General features: G+C 63.2%; 12 protein-coding genes. 4 read left to right on the top strand and 8 right to left on the bottom strand.

Annotated elements, in window-relative coordinates:
* Positions 1–24: 24 nt before the first annotated feature.
* Positions 25–954 (bottom strand): MurR/RpiR family transcriptional regulator, encoded by a 930-nt coding sequence (locus ACEN9G_RS14005; protein WP_413336845.1) that lies wholly within the window; start codon positions 952–954, stop codon positions 25–27.
* 151 nt (positions 955–1,105) lie between these two features.
* On the opposite strand from ACEN9G_RS14005, the gene ACEN9G_RS14000 reads away from it, so the two are divergent.
* Both ACEN9G_RS14000 and ACEN9G_RS13995 read left to right on the top strand, forming a co-directional pair.
* On the top strand, positions 1,106–2,224 hold the full coding sequence (locus tag ACEN9G_RS14000) for a succinylglutamate desuccinylase/aspartoacylase family protein (protein ID WP_413336844.1): 1,119 nt from the start codon (positions 1,106–1,108) through the stop codon (positions 2,222–2,224).
* Position 2,225: 1 nt separating this feature from the next.
* Positions 2,226–3,608, top strand: coding sequence for a YfcC family protein (locus ACEN9G_RS13995; RefSeq protein ID WP_413336843.1), 1,383 nt, complete (start codon positions 2,226–2,228; stop codon positions 3,606–3,608).
* A 21-nt stretch (positions 3,609–3,629) separates the two neighbouring features.
* On the opposite strand, the gene ACEN9G_RS13990 is transcribed toward ACEN9G_RS13995, so the two are convergent.
* The 3 genes from ACEN9G_RS13990 to ACEN9G_RS13980 form a co-directional block, all read right to left on the bottom strand.
* Complete coding sequence (locus ACEN9G_RS13990; protein WP_413336842.1) at positions 3,630–5,198, bottom strand: GH39 family glycosyl hydrolase; 1,569 nt, start codon at positions 5,196–5,198, stop codon at positions 3,630–3,632.
* A 143-nt stretch (positions 5,199–5,341) separates the two neighbouring features.
* Positions 5,342–5,386, bottom strand: coding sequence for a hypothetical protein (locus ACEN9G_RS13985; RefSeq protein ID WP_495605557.1), 45 nt, complete (start codon positions 5,384–5,386; stop codon positions 5,342–5,344).
* Positions 5,387–5,575: 189 nt separating this feature from the next.
* Positions 5,576–7,441 (bottom strand): phosphoenolpyruvate carboxykinase (GTP), encoded by a 1,866-nt coding sequence (locus ACEN9G_RS13980; RefSeq protein WP_413336840.1) that lies wholly within the window; start codon positions 7,439–7,441, stop codon positions 5,576–5,578.
* A gap of 443 nt (positions 7,442–7,884) precedes the next feature.
* Here ACEN9G_RS13980 and ACEN9G_RS13975 point away from each other — a divergent pair, with 443 nt between their 5' ends.
* Entirely contained in the window at positions 7,885–8,859 is a 975-nt protein-coding gene (locus ACEN9G_RS13975) for a D-2-hydroxyacid dehydrogenase family protein (RefSeq protein ID WP_413336839.1), read from the top strand.
* Here the strand turns inward: ACEN9G_RS13975 and ACEN9G_RS13970 are convergent.
* The 4 genes from ACEN9G_RS13970 to ACEN9G_RS13955 form a co-directional block, all read right to left on the bottom strand.
* Complete coding sequence (locus tag ACEN9G_RS13970) at positions 8,856–11,159, bottom strand: sensor histidine kinase (protein WP_413336838.1); 2,304 nt, start codon at positions 11,157–11,159, stop codon at positions 8,856–8,858. The genes ACEN9G_RS13975 and ACEN9G_RS13970 overlap by 4 nt on opposite strands.
* 16 nt (positions 11,160–11,175) lie before the next feature.
* Complete coding sequence (locus tag ACEN9G_RS13965) at positions 11,176–12,009, bottom strand: response regulator transcription factor (protein ID WP_413336837.1); 834 nt, start codon at positions 12,007–12,009, stop codon at positions 11,176–11,178.
* 173 nt (positions 12,010–12,182) lie between these two features.
* Positions 12,183–14,009, bottom strand: a complete 1,827-nt coding sequence (locus tag ACEN9G_RS13960; protein WP_413336854.1) for a YadA family autotransporter adhesin — start codon at positions 14,007–14,009, stop codon at positions 12,183–12,185.
* A gap of 431 nt (positions 14,010–14,440) precedes the next feature.
* On the bottom strand, positions 14,441–15,205 hold the full coding sequence (locus tag ACEN9G_RS13955) for an L-asparaginase (RefSeq protein WP_413336836.1): 765 nt from the start codon (positions 15,203–15,205) through the stop codon (positions 14,441–14,443).
* Positions 15,206–15,339: 134 nt separating this feature from the next.
* Here ACEN9G_RS13955 and ACEN9G_RS13950 point away from each other — a divergent pair, with 134 nt between their 5' ends.
* Complete coding sequence (locus ACEN9G_RS13950; protein ID WP_413336835.1) at positions 15,340–15,825, top strand: asparaginase domain-containing protein; 486 nt, start codon at positions 15,340–15,342, stop codon at positions 15,823–15,825.
* Positions 15,826–15,875: the final 50 nt, after the last annotated feature.

Genomic DNA, 15,875 nt, shown 5'->3' with positions numbered 1-15,875 from the left:
TCCCTCTTGGTGTCTTGTGGTGACTCAGGTTTTTTTGACGAGCTTGCGAATCTGGTGTTCACCGTAGAGATACGCGGCGATCGCCTCGGTGTGACGGGCCGCCTTGGCCACGTTGGCCTTGTTGGACGTCATCAGCGACACGGCCAGCGCCTCGATGACGGCCAGCGCGGCGCTCGAACTGCTGGGCAGCACCGGGTGCGTGCTGTGCGCGTACAGCACGTGATGCCCCAGTTCGGCGAGCGGCGACGCCGGCGAATCGGTGATGGAGACGATGGTCGCGCCGGCATCGCGCGCGAACCGGGTCAGCGACGCGGCGTCCAGCGTGTAACGCGGCAGCGAGATCACGACCAGCACGTCCTTGTCGGTGATGGTCGCGAGGTGACTGGCCGCGACTTCCGTGCCGCCGCTCGCCGCCGCCTCGACGACGTGGCGGCAGAACGGCTGCAAGTGCATCGCGAGCGCGCCCGCGAGGAACGACGACAGGCCGAACCCCAGCACGTACACGGTGCGCGCCTTCGTGAGCACGGCGCCGACGCGGTCGATCTGCGTGCCGGACAGCGCGCGGCTCGTGGCCGTGATGGCCGCTTCCGCATAACCGAGGCTTTCCAGCGCCGGCGACGCTTTCGCGGCGCGGCGCGCGATCGTGCTGCGCAGCTTTTCGACGGGCTGCAACACCGATTGCAGCGTCTCCGCCACCGCGCCGCGCATCGCCGCGTAATTCCTGAAACCGAGGTCGCGCGCAAAGCGGCTGATGGTCGCCGTCGACACGGCGCACGCGTCGGCCAGTTCCTCGATGCCGAGCGCCGTCACGCGCACCTGGTTGCGCAGCACGTAATCCGCGATCGCGCGGTTCGACGCCGAGCCTTCCGCCAGCACCCGCAGCAGCGACTGGCCGAGCGAAGATTCGGCGAAACCGATGTCGGGCGAAGCGCTGGACGGGACGGCAGAAGTCATGTGACCGGATGTCAATGAGTTAATGTTTTTTAATGTAAAACAGTTACAGCGCTCAACTCAACAACATTTTGAAAATAATCTTTCATCGATTTACGTTGTGTAAAAATTCATACATAATCGGCCGCAGACCGACGCCAGGAGACACGTCCGCATGCATACGAAGACCCATCCGATCGCGACCGAACCGGGCGTCGCCAGCTACCAGCTCACGTCGTACCACTACGGCCGCGCGGGCAGCGGTAGCAAGGTCTATATCCAGGCGTCGCTGCACGCGGACGAGGTGCCCGCGATGCTCGTCGCGCACGTCCTGCGGCGCGAACTGGAGCAACTCGATGCGGCGGGCCGCATCCATGGTGAGGTGATCCTCGTACCGGCCGCGAATCCGATCGGGCTGTCGCAGATCGTGCACGGCGCGCCGTTCGGGCGCTTCGACCTGGGCACAGGTACCAATTTCAACCGCGCCTTCCGCCACGTCGCCGGCGAATTGAAAGACACGCTGGCCGGCCGGCTCGGGCCGGATGCGGCCGCGAACGTGGCCGCGATCCGCGCCGAGGCACGCGCCGCCGTCGAACGGTGGGAACCGACGGATGCAACGCAGGTATTGAAAAAAACGCTGCTGGAGATGGCGATCGACGCCGACATCGTGCTCGATCTGCATTGCGACAACGAGGCGCTGCTGCATGTCTATACCGGTCCCGCGCTGGCGGACCGCGTGGCACCGCTGGCGACGCTGCTCGGCGCGCGCGCCTACCTGCTGTCCGCCGGTTCGGGTGGCGAGCCGTTCGACGAGGCGTGCAGCCGGCTGTGGTGGGACCTGGCCGCGCACTTCGGACCGTCGATCCCGATTCCGCCCGCCTGCGCCGCCGTCACGGTCGAACTGCGCGGCGAGATGGACGTGCGCTACGATTACGCGGAGCAGGATGCGCACGCGCTGCTGCAGTTCCTCGCGCGCGAAGGCATCGTCGACATCCCGCACGACGCCCTGCCCGCGCCGCGGTGCGCGGCGTCGCCGCTGGAAGCCGTGGAGCCCCTGCATGCGCCGCAGACGGGCGTGCTCGTGTTCCTGAAGGCGCTGGGCGACGAAGTAAAGGCCGGCGACGCCGTCGCCGACATCGTCAACCCGGTCACCGGCGCCACGGCGACCGTGCATGTGAGCCGCAACGGCCTGCTGTTCGCGAGCACCGCACACCGCCACCTGCTGCGCGGGATGCACATCTGTAAGATCGCGGGGACGACGCCCTTCCGTTCGGGTTCACTTTTAAGCCAATAACATGCGCCTGCGAATCCCCAATACCTTCGTGCTGCTGTTCGCGATCCTCGCACTGATCGCGCTCGCGACGTGGTTCATCCCCGGCGGCAAGTACGACACGCACCTCGTGAACGGCAAGCAGCTCATCGACCCGGCCTCGTTCCACTATGTCGAGAGCGCGCCCCAAGGCCTCGTTGCGCTGATGAAGGCGCCCATCAAGGGCTTCGTGGAGGCGGCGCAGATCATCGGCTTCGTGCTGGTCGTCGGCGGCGCGTTCGCCGTCGTGCAGAAGACCGACGCGATCGACACGGGCATCCGCTCGATCGCCCGCATGCACGAGCACTCGGCGCTCGTGCGCGCCGCGCTGATTCCCGTCTTCGTCACCCTGTTCTCGCTGGGCGGCGCCACGTTCGGCATGAACGAGGAGGCGATCCCGTTCGTGCTGATCTTCGTGCCGCTGGCGCTGGCGCTCGGCTACGACACCATCACCGGCGTGTCGATCCCCTTCCTCGGTTCGCAGGCCGGCTTCGGCGCCGCCTTCCTCAATCCGTTCAACGTCGGCATCGCGCAGGGCATCGCGGGCGTGCCCGTGTTTTCGGGGATCGGGTATCGCCTGATCGTGTGGGTGGCGACGACGTCCGTCACGATCCTGTTCCTGATGTGGTACGCGGCGCGCGTGAAGCAGAACCCGACATTGAGCCCGACCTACGTGCTGGACCAGTCGCGGCGCCAGGAACAGCCGGCGCACATTGGCCTCGACCGCATGACGGGCCGGCACAAGGCGGTGCTGGCGATCTTCGCGCTGTCGCTGGCGGCGATGGTGATCGGCGTGGTGAAATTCGACTGGTACATCGACGAGATCGCGGCGCTGTTCTTATCCATGGCGATCGTCGTGGGCATCGTCGGGCGGCTGGGACCCGACAACTGGGTGGCGGCCTTCATGCAGGGCGCGAAAGACCTGGCACCGACGGCGCTCGTGATCGCGATCGCGCGCGGCACGATGATCCTCGCGCGCGACGCCCACATCATCGACACGATGCTGCACGGGCTGATGCCGCTCGTGCAGTCGAGCCATCCCGTGTTCGCGGCGCAGAAGATGTACCTGATCCAGTCGGTGATCAACTTCTTCATCCACTCGGGCACGGGCCAGGCCGCGCTGACGATGCCGATCATGGCGCCGCTCGCGGACCTGGTGGGCGTGACGCGCCAGACCGCGATCCTCGCTTTTCAGCTCGGAGAATTGTCGACGCCGATGATCCCGACGTCCGGCATCACGGTCGGCGTGCTCGCGCTCGCGCGCGTGCCGTGGATCACGTGGGCCAGGTGGATGATCCCGCTGCAGCTGATCTACCTCGTGCTGGCCCTCGTGCTGCTCATACCCCCCTGCCTGATGCAGTGGGGCTGAGCCGCGCATTACCTGGTCAGGTTACTTCGCGATCTTCACCAGCACCACGTCGTTCGCGCGCATCGGCACCTGCACGTTCGCGGTGCCGTTCGCCGCGACCTTCACGGTGCGCGTCTCGGGCTTGTCCACCGTCAGCGCCTGCAGCTTCGCGAGCTGGTCGGCCGCCAGGGTTTTCGGCTTGCCCATCTCGATGTAGGCCGTGTACGCGTCATTGGCCTTGAAGCCCGTGCGGTACACCTGGACGTTATACGTGCCCGGCTTCATGCCCTTCAGCGACAGCGTCAAAGGCGTGGCGTTCTTCGTCGGCTGGACGGCGCCGAAGAACGGGCGGTTGGTCTTCTTGCCCATGTCCGGCGTCTGGAAGTCCCATGCCAGCACCTGCACACCGTTCGCATCCTTCGTCACCCAGCTTTGCTTGTCGGTGGTCTGCACCTGCTGGTCGCCCAGCTCGTTCATGTACTTGTAGGCGAACCAGGCCGGTTTGCGGATGCCCTGCGGGTTCATCAGGCCGAAGCCGCCTTCGAACGGCGCGGTCGGCGGACCCGGTTCTTCGAACAGGTCCGTATAGGTCCAGTAGCTCATGCCCTGCGCGATGCCTTCCGTCGCCTTCAGCTTCGAGAGGATGTAGGCGGCACTGATGTACGAATCGTGCACGAGGTCGCGCGGGTTGTAGCTCGTGCTCCATTCCGTGAAATACAGCGGCAGCTTGGGCAGGTACGACGCTTCGATCTCCTTGCGGACCTTGCGCACGTCGCCGACGATGCCGTCCGGCGACGGCGACAGCTTCTGGTCGCCCTGGCCGTTCTCGTCCAGGAAGCCGCCGTCCACGCCGTACGTGTGCGTGGCGATGAAGTCGACCGCGGCGCCGCTCTTCTGCGTGTGCGCGAGGAATTCCGGCACCCAGGCCGCACCGGCCGTCGCCGGACCGCCCACGCGCAGCGTCGGGTCGATCGCCTTGATGGTCTTCGCGGTCACGTCATACAGGTCGAAGTAGGCCTTCTGGTCGGCCTTTTCCCAGAAACCGTCCAGGTTCGGCTCGTTCCACACTTCGAAGAACCAGGTGCGCACTTCTTCGTTGCCGTAGCGCTGCTGCACGTGGCGCACGAAGGCGTCGACGAGGCCGGCCCACAGTTCCGGTTTCGGGTGCGAGGTATTGCCCTTCCAGTAGAAGATGCTGTTGTCCGACGTCTTCATCGCTTCCGGCGTGAAGCCCAGCTCGACGAACGGCTTGATGCCCATGCCCAGCAGCTTGTCGTACAGGTAGTCGATCTTCGTCCAGTTGTACACGGGCTTGCCGTCGACGACCTTGAACGTGCCCAGCACGTCGTGGAAGATGCCGTGGAAGCGGATGTAGCGGAAGCCCAGCTCATCCTTCGCGATCTTCAACTGGGCCAGGCTGTCGTCGCGGATCAGCGTGCCCGGGTAATCGGAACCCACCGACAGGTCGGCGGCATGGTCGCGCGCGACGGTCGGCGCCTTCGCATCGATGACGATCTGGCGCGCGGCGTCGGCGGCCATGGCCGGCAATGCGAATGGGGTGGTGAAAGCCAGCGCCAGAGCGGCGCGCAGCACAGTGCGGCGTTGTCTCATGTCTATTGTCCTTTTACGTCGAAGCTCGCTTATATCCACAATGTTTGCGCTAACAGTGCGAGTTGACGACAGGATAGTGGATATGCGTGATTTAGTAAAATCAAAAACGAAATGATTTCGCGTAAGGCGATGGGTTTATTTGGTTACGGAGGCGATGCGCGGCGGCAGCACTCGGAACAGTATTTCACCTGGTCCCAGTCGCGCTTCCACTGAGCGCCCGCGTCAAAGTCGGTTAGTTGCAATATTTCCGACTAGTACGACACGATGAGCCAATGAAAAAAGGACAGGCCACCAGACCTGTCCTTTTCCATTTTGTCGCGGCCGCATCGTCGTGTGTGCGGCCGTCGTCTCCTCGCCTGTGTTTCTCCGCGGCAGCCTTACTCGGCCAGGCGCTTCTCCAGCTGCTGCTTGGTCGCGACCAGTTCCTGCGGCAGGCGGTAAGCCAGCTTGTCGAACAGTTCGCTGTGCAGCTTCAGTTCTTCACGCCATGCATCCTTGTCGATCGACGTGATCATGGTGAACTGTTCGGACGTGAACTCGATGCCGGTCCAGTTCAGGTCGCCGTAGGTCGGGGTGGTGCCGAACATGTGCTCGACGCCGCCGGCCTGGCCCTGGCTGCGGTCCAGGATCCACTTCAGCACGCGCATATTGTCGCCGTAGCCCGGCCATACGAACTTGCCGTTGTCATCGGTGCGGAACCAGTTAACGCAGAAGATCTTCGGCAGCGCTTGCGGGTTCTTGTCGGCGACTTTCTGGCCCAGGTTGAGCCAGTGCTGGAAGTAGTCGCTCATGTTGTAGCCGATGAACGGCAGCATGGCGTACGGGTCGCGGCGGACGATGCCCATCTGGCCGGCGGCGGCTGCCGTCGTCTCCGAACCCATCGTGGCGGCCATGTACACGCCTTCCGTCCAGTTGCGGGCTTCCGTCACCAGCGGCACCGTCGTCGAGCGGCGGCCGCCGAAGATGAAGGCCGAGATCGGCACGCCGGCCGGATCGTCCCATGCCGGGTCGATCACCGGGTTCTGCGTGGCGGCCACCGTGAAGCGCGCGTTCGGGTGCGCGGCCTTGGTGCCGGACGCCGGGGTCCAGTCCTTGCCCTGCCAGTCGATCAGGTGCGCCGGGGCTTCCTTGGTCATGCCTTCCCACCACACGTCGCCGTCGTCGGTCAGCGCCACGTTCGTGAAGATGACGTTTTCGCGCAGCGAGGCCATGCAGTTCGGATTGGTCTTTTCGTTCGTGCCCGGGGCGACGCCGAAATAGCCCGCTTCCGGGTTGATGGCGTACAGCTTGCCGTCGGCACCCGGCTTGATCCAGGCGATGTCGTCACCGATGGTCGTGACCTTCCAGCCTTCGAAGCCGGCGGGCGGGATCAGCATCGCGAAGTTCGTCTTGCCGCAGGCCGACGGGAACGCGGCCGCGACGTATTTCTTGTCGCCCTGCGGCGATTCCACGCCCAGGATCAGCATGTGCTCGGCCAGCCAGCCCGGACCGCCCTGCTGCGCGTCCTGGTAACCCATGTTGGAGGCGATGCGCAGCGCGAAGCATTTCTTGCCCAGCAGCGCATTGCCGCCGTAGCCCGAGCCGAACGACCAGATCTCGCGCGTTTCCGGATAGTGCACGATGTACTTGGTCGCGTTGCACGGCCAGCGCACGTCCTGCTGGCCCGCCTGCAGCGGCATGCCGACGGTGTGCACGCACGGCACGAAATCGCCGTCGCTGCCCAGCACGTCGTACACGGCCTTGCCCATGCGGGTCATGATGCGCATGTTGACGGCGACATACGGCGAATCGGACAGTTCCACGCCGATGTGCGCGATCGGCGAGCCCAGCGGGCCCATCGAGAACGGCACGACGTACATCGTGCGGCCCGCCATGCAGCCGTCGAACAGGCCGTTCAGGGTCTGGCGCATCTCGTTCGGGTCGGTCCAGTTATTGGTCGGACCCGCCTGCTCCTTCGTGGCCGAGCAGATGAAGGTGCGGTCTTCGACACGCGCGACGTCGCTCGGGTCGGAGCAGGCCAGGTACGAGTTCGGGCGCTTCTCCGGGTTCAGGCGCTTCATCGTGCCGGCTTCGACCATCTGTGCGCACAGGCGGTCGTACTCTTCTTCGGAGCCGTCGCACCAGTAGATGGCGTCGGGCTTCGTGAGGGCCGCGATCTCGGCCACCCAATTGATGAGTTTATTGTGCTTGATGTAAGCTGGGACGTTCAGTGCGGCGACGCCGCCCATCACGGGCTGGTTCATACATACCTCCAATGCCAATTAAGAATCCCTGGCGATTCCGATGGCCTTGATGCGGCAGAGGCGGCGGCCTGCAATGCGCGCGGCGGTCGGAATCCCGTTAATCTTGTCCCGGCAGGATCGTCGTCAAGGATGGCCTCGTGGGCCCGCACCTGGAAAGCCGTGCGGTTCACGGTTCGGTGCTACGGCGGTCATGTCGCCAGCCCGGGGTCGCGTGTGCGCGGAGGCCGGCGGGCTGGTTGGAACGTGTGCTGCTGGCCGCAAATGATGTCAGTCTGACATCTCTGGCTCTTATTTCTGGTCGATTCTACACCCGTACAAACGCGTTTTAAATGCTTCAATAACAAAAATGTAGGAATTTTGGTTGAGTAATGTAGTAGGCTATTTCCTAACGTTCAAATTCTGTCATTTCATTACTTTCTTGCTGATAACATCCGCTAACATCCATGAAAATTGCGATCCTTGACGATTACCAAGACGCCGTCCGCACCCTCGAATGCTTCCGCATGTTGGACGGCCACGAGGTCAAAGTGTTCAACAGTTCGACCCGAGGCCTGGGCCAACTGGCCATCCGCCTGGCACCGTTCGACGCGTTGGTCCTGATCCGCGAACGCACCGCGTTTCCGCGCGCGCTGCTGGCCAAGCTGCCCAATTTGAAGCTGCTGTCGCAGACGGGCAAGGTCGCCGGACACATCGACGTGGCGGCCGCGACCGAACGCGGCGTCGCGATCGCGGAAGGCGTCGGCTCGCCGGTCGCGCCGGCCGAACTGACGTGGGCGCTGATCATGGCGGCCAGCCGCAAGATCGTGCCCTACGCCAACAACCTGAAGGACGGGTTGTGGCAGACGGCGTCGATCAATCCCGAGCTCAACGGCCTGGGCCGCGTGCTGAAGGGTCGTACGCTGGGGATCTGGGGCTACGGCAAGATCGGACACCTGATCGCGGGCTATGCGCAGGCGTTCGGCATGCAGGTGATGGTGTGGGGCAGCGAGAAAAGCCGGGCCGCCGCGGTCGCCGGCGGTTTGACGGCCGCGCCGACGCGTGAAGCGTTCTTCGAGCAGGCCGACGTGGTCAGTGTGCACCTGCGGCTGAACGATGCGACGCGCGGCATCGTCAAGGCCGACGACCTGGCGCGCATGAAGCGCGACGCGTTGTTCGTGAACACGAGCCGTGCAGAACTGGTAGAAGAAGGTGCGCTGGAGGCCGCGCTGCGCAAGGGACGGCCGGGGTATGCGGCACTGGATGTGTTCACCAGCGAACCGCTGGCGGGCGACGCGCCGATCTTGAAGATTCCGACCGTGCTGGCGACGCCGCACATCGGGTATGTCGAGCGCGACAGTTATGAACTGTATTTCCGGGCGGCGTTCGAGAATGTCGTGAACTTCGCAAACGGGAACCCGACCAATATCCTGAATGGTTAAGAGCCACTGTCCTCGACCGTGACGTGCGGCGATATCAATGCCTCGACCAGCACCTCGATGGCCCGGAAGTCCAGCGCATCGATGCGACGTCGCACCTCCTCGAGGAAGTCCGCATGGTCGGCACGGGCCGCATACGTTTCGATCCATTGTTCAATGTCGGTAAGACGGCCGTTGCGCGCAAATCCGGCCAGCTTGTCGAGGGCTTCGGGTTCCGGACAAGACGACTTGTCGTGGACACGGAGCGCCACCGCCGTGGCTTCGGCCGCCGGCGCCGCCGTTCGGTCGACGTGCGTGGGCGGTACGAGCATGGGTCCAAGGTGACGCACGGCGACCCTGAACGAGAACGATGACCCGGCGCCCGGCAGGCTCGATACCCGCAGCGCGCCGCCCATGGATCGGATGATGCGGTCGGCGATGAACAGGCCCAGTCCAGTTCCGCCATCGGTCGGGTGCACCTGCCGGAATGCCTGGAAAAGTCCGGTTTTTCCATCGACGTCGAACCCGATGCCGGTATCCGCGACTTCGATACCGATATGGCAGGCGCCGGCTTCCTCGTGCGCGTCGACGGACAGCGTGACCTGGCCGCCGTGCGTGAATTTCGATGCGTTGGACAGGAGGTTCAGCAGCACTTGCTGGAGACGCGTCCGGTCGATGATCACCGTCCGCGGCAGCGCCGTCAGCATGCGACAGGTGAAGTGGTTGTTCTGCTGCGCGCACAGCGCGACGGCAAAACTGTTGATGTCGTCCAGGAAGGCGGGCAGATCGATTTCTTCCGGGTCGAGATCGAGCGGTTGCAGTTCTGCTTTGGTAAATTCGAGCAATTCATCGATCAGGGCGAGCTGATAATGGACGCTGCGATCGATGAACTGGATGAACCTGGCCTGGTGCTGGGTCGCGGTCTCGAGCAGGAGTTTCGCGTATCCATTGATCGTGGAGAGGGGCGCGCGCAGGTCGTGGCTCACATAGCCGAGAATCTCGACCTTTTGCCGCACATTGACCTGCGCCTGATGCATGGCTTCATTGAGTTCGAGCGTGCGCTTGGTGACTTCCGCACGCAGGCGTGCCTGTTCCGTGCGCTGTTGATCTTCCAGATGCTGTTTCGCTTCATTGCGTTGCCGGCCCACGTGATGGATCCAGGCCGCCAGCACGACAAGATTCGTCGCAAGACCGATGATCGCGATGACAGGGTTGGGGAAAATATCGGAGTGCAGCCAAAGCAATGCCGACGGCAGCGCATCGTGCCCGTCGAGGGTTCGTATCACGTAATTGAAAAACGAGAAGACCACCGTAACAAGCATCAGGCGGCCGGTCGGGGTCCGGCGTCTGGCAAGCAGAAGCGCAAGACAAATATTCAACAGACCGAATGCGACGTTCAACCCCGCACAAAACCGCACAAAGACATACAGGTCGCCAAACGCCGCACCGGCCATGCCAACCCATTCGAACGCGAATATCGTCAGATAGGCAATGCGCACGGGTATGCGGATCTTCTCGCCGTTCGAAATGTTCAGGACGAACAGGATGAAGCAGGCGATCGCGAAATAGACGGCCATGGTTTCGCCGCGGGCCGCCCACTCTGGCGCAGACGGCAATAGGAACGTCCGCAGGTATCCGCGGATGCCGGCCTCGTACAGGGCGGTGCCGAGCGACACCATGGCCAGCAACAGAAAGGTGACGCTGCGCGAAAAGAGCCCGATCAGCAATGCGCACCACGTCAGCGCCAGGAACCCGCCGAGAAGCGCGGCATCCCACAACGCTGCACGCACTTCGTTGGCGTGCCAGGCCGCCCAGGTGACGATCGCGGGCTGCAGGCGTATCGGCTTGCGGGACGAGATGCGAACCAGTACGGAAAGTTCGTCGTGCGGCGCGAGGCTCAGGTCAAGCAACGGATAACGCGGGCGCGCCGCATTTGCGGCGGCGCTGGCGGGAGGAAAAACGGAGCTGGCGGTCCATTTACCATTTTGAACAATGTAGAAATCCGCCCTGTCGACCCGCGGATCCTGCAGCGCCAGCACGAGCGCATGCTTGCTGTCGTCGCGATTGGCCACGGTGACGTACAGCCACCATGCGGACCGCGAAAATCCGGGATTGAGCCGTTCCCTGGTGGCGGGCAGGAAGCCGTCTTGCGGATGACCGAGCCGCGCGGCCACCTGGCTGACCGTCAACGCGGATGTGGGATCTTCGAAAACCGATACGCCTTCCGGCAGCGCCGGCATGCCGGACGCGCCGGCGGCCCGGGCGTTGGACAGGGAGAGGCAGGTGAACAGCAGGCAAAGAAGGAAGGTACGCCAGGCCAGCACGGGCATATCCGACAGTCTATGCATCGGACAGTTGTTCCGCACACGGAGAGACGTCCCCCGTCCGGCCATGCTGGCGCCGCCAGTCGGATGGCGTCGTCTCGAAGCGCTCACGAAATGCAGTGGCGAAATTCCCTGCAGTCGAAAAGCCAATCTCTTCCGCAATATCGCCGATGGTCATCGACGTATTGAGAAGGAAGCGCTGGGCCGTCTTCAGGCGCGTGTCGCGGATATATTCGCCGGCAGTCTGGCCGAGATTGTCGCGGAACGCCCGGGACAGGCGTTTTTCGTGCGTACCGACGAGCCTGGCGAGTTCCTCGACCGTCGGCGCATTGCGCAAGTCGCGCACCAGCACCGCGGCGGCCGCGCGTACCAGCGCCGCATCGGGTCCGTCGGGCAGGTCGGGCAGGTACTCATCCAGACGCGTGCGGATGATTTTTTTCAGATGATTCCGGATTCGCGCGATCACCTCGGCCGGTTCGAACGGTTTAACGATATAGTCCATCGCGCCCAGTTCGAGCCCGTGAATGCGATCGTCGAGTCTATCGACTGCGGTCAGGATGAGAATCGGAATGGCCTGGGTGGCGGAATTCGCGGCCAGCAGACGGCACGCCGTAAAGCCGTCCATGCGCGGCATGCGCACATCCATCAGGATCAGGTCGGGCGCAATCAGTTGCGCACGGTTGTACGCCTGCGCCCCGTCGAACGCGACGCTGATCCGGCAACGCGATGCGCGCAGGATTTCGATCAGTAATTGAAGCTCGTTCGGGCGGTCATCGACGACAAGGATGTGGGCGCCAGCGATATCTTGAGCGGAATGGCTGAGCGTCGGGCTGTACGGGCTGGACGGCATGGACTGCGAACGGTGAGGCGGCAAATGTTACCGACGGCACAAGCTTTGCAAAGAATGTAAACATTATAGAGCAGTCAGCAAAACTTTAATGAAAAGCAATTACATGCCGTCGGATACGCACCGTTCGCATTGCGGTTCGCGCAGATCAGTCCACTCGCAATGGAGTGGACGAGTTACCAGCGATAACCGACGCCTACGCCCGCACCGAACGCGCCGTGGCGCGACACGGGTTTCGACATCGAGCCCTTGACGAGCCATTTGTCCGTCGCGGCGGAAATACCGACGGCGACTGCGCCTTGACCGCCATATGTACCGGCGCCCATCGTGACAACGCGCTCGCCGGGCAATACCGCTTGCGGCAGGCTGGCGACTGCAATCGCGCTCGCCGTACCGGCGTTGGCATCCTTGCGATACTGCGACATCTCGTCACGGACCGAACCGATCGCACCGTTCAATTGGCGCACGTTCACGCCGTCCGTCGGTGCCGTACCGTCCGCGACGTTCGCCAGTTGGCGTTCGGCGCCGGCCGAGCCGATCGACACGGTATTGTCACGATCGGCGACCGAGTTCGCTCCCAGCGCGACGGCATTGTTGGCCGTGGCCTGGCTGTTCGCGCCGATGGCGGTCGAGTTCTGGCCAGAAACATTCGAGCTTGCGCCGATCGCGGTACCGTTCGCGGCCGTCACTTTCGAGTTCGTGCCGGTAGCGGTGCCGTTCACCGCGCTCACCGCAGAGTTGCGGCCGACTGCCGTTCCCGTCTGGTCCGCGACCGTGCCGGCCGACATGCTCGCTTCCATCTTGCCGACGGTCGTCTTCAACGTCGTCACCTGGCCGGAAACCGAAGTCACTTGGGTCGCAACCGTGTCCACCTTGTCGGATACCGTGTTGACCTTGTCGGAAACCGTGTTGACCTGGGCCGCAACCGTGTCGACCTTGTTGGACACGGTGTTGACCTGGGCGGCGACCGTGTCGACCCTGTTGGACACCGCATTGACCTGGCTGGCGACCGCACCCACCTGATTGGTCACCGTCGAAACCTGGTTCGCGACCGAGTACAGCTGCGACCCGTTGACCGCGTCCGTGCTCGTGGCACTGACGTCGCCGGCCGCGACGTTGACGACCTGACGTTCCGCGCCGGCACTGCCCACACTCGCCACGCCCACCGGGGCACCCGCGAAGCCATTGTAGGTTACCCCGCCCACCTTCACGTTGCCGACGGTGGTCGCTGCGCGCGTGGTCGCGTTGGAACCCAGCGCGACGGAATTGGCATCCGCAGCAGTCGCGCCTTCGCCGATGGCGACTGCATTCGTTGCCGACGCCGTCGAACGGGCAATGGCAACGCTCCCGGCTCCGGAAGCCACGCTATCCACACCAACCGCGACCGCATCGCCCGCTCCCGCGTTTGCCTGGAAGCCGAGTGCCGTACCGCCCGCCGCCACACTGCCTTTGCCTATGGCCGTCGAAAACGTGGTATTGGCCTTGGCGTCTTGTCCGACCGCCGTCGACTGGTCGACCGCGGAAGCGCCCTGGCCGAATGCGGAGGCCGTCGTACCGTTCGCGACTGCGCCGTCGCCGATTGCCGTTGCCTGCGCGCCGGTGGCGTTGGAATTGGAGCCGATTGCCGCCGCGTGGTCTCCGATCGCGGTAGAACTGCTGCCTACCGCCGTGGCCTGGGCGCCAGTCGCCGAAGCCACGGTCCCGATCGCGATGGCATTGCTATAAGCGGCCGGAGAACCTGCTTTCGAGGTCGCAGAAACGCCGATCGCAATATTGTCGCAGCCCGTCGCTGTGGCCGGATAGGCGCCGCTTCCCGAAATTGCAATGTTGCCGTCGCAGTATGCAATCGTCTTTGTGGTCGTCCCGTTCACCGTGTAATCGGCCCGTGCTGGTGCGGAGGCCGCAAGTGCGACCATGGCCGCGCTGATTGCGACGGCAAGCGAGGTTGTCGATTTGGCCGGCAGACGCCGTGCCGGATGTGCAAACGCTGGTTTATTCCTCATGCTTTTTCCGTAAAATGTGAAGTTGCTTTTGTGGCATCGTCGTCTCCTCCATCTTTTTATAATGTCGCGTCGCCTTGATGGATGGCCTTCACGATCATCGACAACTGAATCGTGATGGCGCCCGAGCGGCGGTTGCATCAAGTTGGTGGAGATTCTGAGCCGAGCCGGCAAAGTTAACATTTGCTACGGAGCAATAAATCTTTTAATGTCGGTAAATTTATTGGGTTTGGGTTTAACAAACGAATAGACATGACGAACCCAATGGCACCGCAGAGCGGACCTTGGATTCAATGGCAGGCAGGACAGCTACCAGGAGGATGGGATGATGTAGTGCCTGGACGAGATCCAGGCAACCAGGCTCAGGAAGTGACTTTCAACACATCGTGAAGATGTGGGCATGTGTTTGATACTCTGGCATCAAACACCCCACCCTACCGTAACTCCGGTTCGCCGGTGAAGTTGGGCTTGCGCATCGGCATCTCATGCCGGCGCGTCCATAGACCGGCCCAGCCGGGCGGCCACTCGATCACGGGCCCGGCATACGCGGGCAACCCGGCACGCACGGGAACGATGGGCACCGGCGGCATCTCGATGAGGCCGCCGTTTGCATTCGGCTGCATCGGCGCCATATCGAAGGAATACATATAGCCCGGCAGCAGCGCATCACACACGTTCGCGAACCATGCGGTGTGATCCTCGTCGCGCCCGAGCGCGCGCGCAAGACCTTCGGGATCGAACTTCGCCAGTGCATGGATCAACTCATCCGTGCTGGCGCCGGGCGCATCACCCCAGCCCATCACGGGATTGTTGTTGTAGTCGGCGCCCGAGCCGTACCAGCCTTCGCGCCACGGCCGCTGCATCCAGTCGCGCTTACCCGTGAACAATTGCCAGCGCCAATGCAGGCCCGACGGCTTCGGCCAGGAATACAGGTACAGTTTTTCGTAGCCGGCCATGTGCAGCTCGCGCACCATCGCCATCAGGCGCGCATGCGGCATGCGGTCCGGCGGCGAGCGGCGGAACAGGATCGCTTCGCCATCGGCGTGCTGCACCTCGTCGGTCGACAGGTTCAGGTCGAGCGTGCGCGACTCGTTGCCGAAGCGTGCGGAAATCCAGCCTGTCAGCAGGTTGACGTGGGTGATGACACCATAGCCGCGATGGCGATGGAAGATGACGGTTCCAGGTGCGACGGGTTTCATTGGAAGGCGGGCTCGGCCCAAAAAGGAGAAAGGATACTCATCCGATCCGGACGATTCTAGCGCAGACACATACGGAAACACTACGGTTTGCGGCTATCATTACCCACCTTTTTTTACCGAGTTTTCAAATCATCATGACTTTGCGGATCATCGCCACTGGCGGCACTTTCGACAAACACTATAACGAACTCAATGGCGTTCTGGGCTTTGCCGAAAGCCACTTACCGGAGGTCATTGCACGTTCCCGCATGACCATTCCTGTCGAACTGCAGGTCGTGTCACTGCTCGATTCGCTGGAGATGCAGGACAGCGATCGCCAGAACGTGCTGGCCGCGTGCCAGGCCGCGAGCGAGAAGCAGATCGTGATCGTGCACGGTACCGATACGATGCGCGAAACGGCCGAGGTGCTGGGCGCGGCAACGTCGGACAAGACGATCGTGTTCACCGGTGCCATGATCCCGTACGAAATCGCCAACTCGGATGCGCTGTTCAACTTCGGCTTCGCCTGCGCCGCCGCGCAGATGCTGCCGCCGGGCGTCTATGTCGCGATGAACGGCAAAGTGTTCACCTGGAATAACGTCACGAAGAATCGCGCAGCGGGCGTGTTCCAGGCGCTGTAAGCCGGGGTCAGAGCCCCGATTTGGGCAATTGCCCAAAATCGGGCTCTGAC

The organism is Massilia sp. Masssp94 (assembly GCF_059491305.1).
The sequence above is the reverse complement of the archived record's forward strand: the minus strand, read 5'-3'. Positions and strand labels throughout refer to the sequence as shown.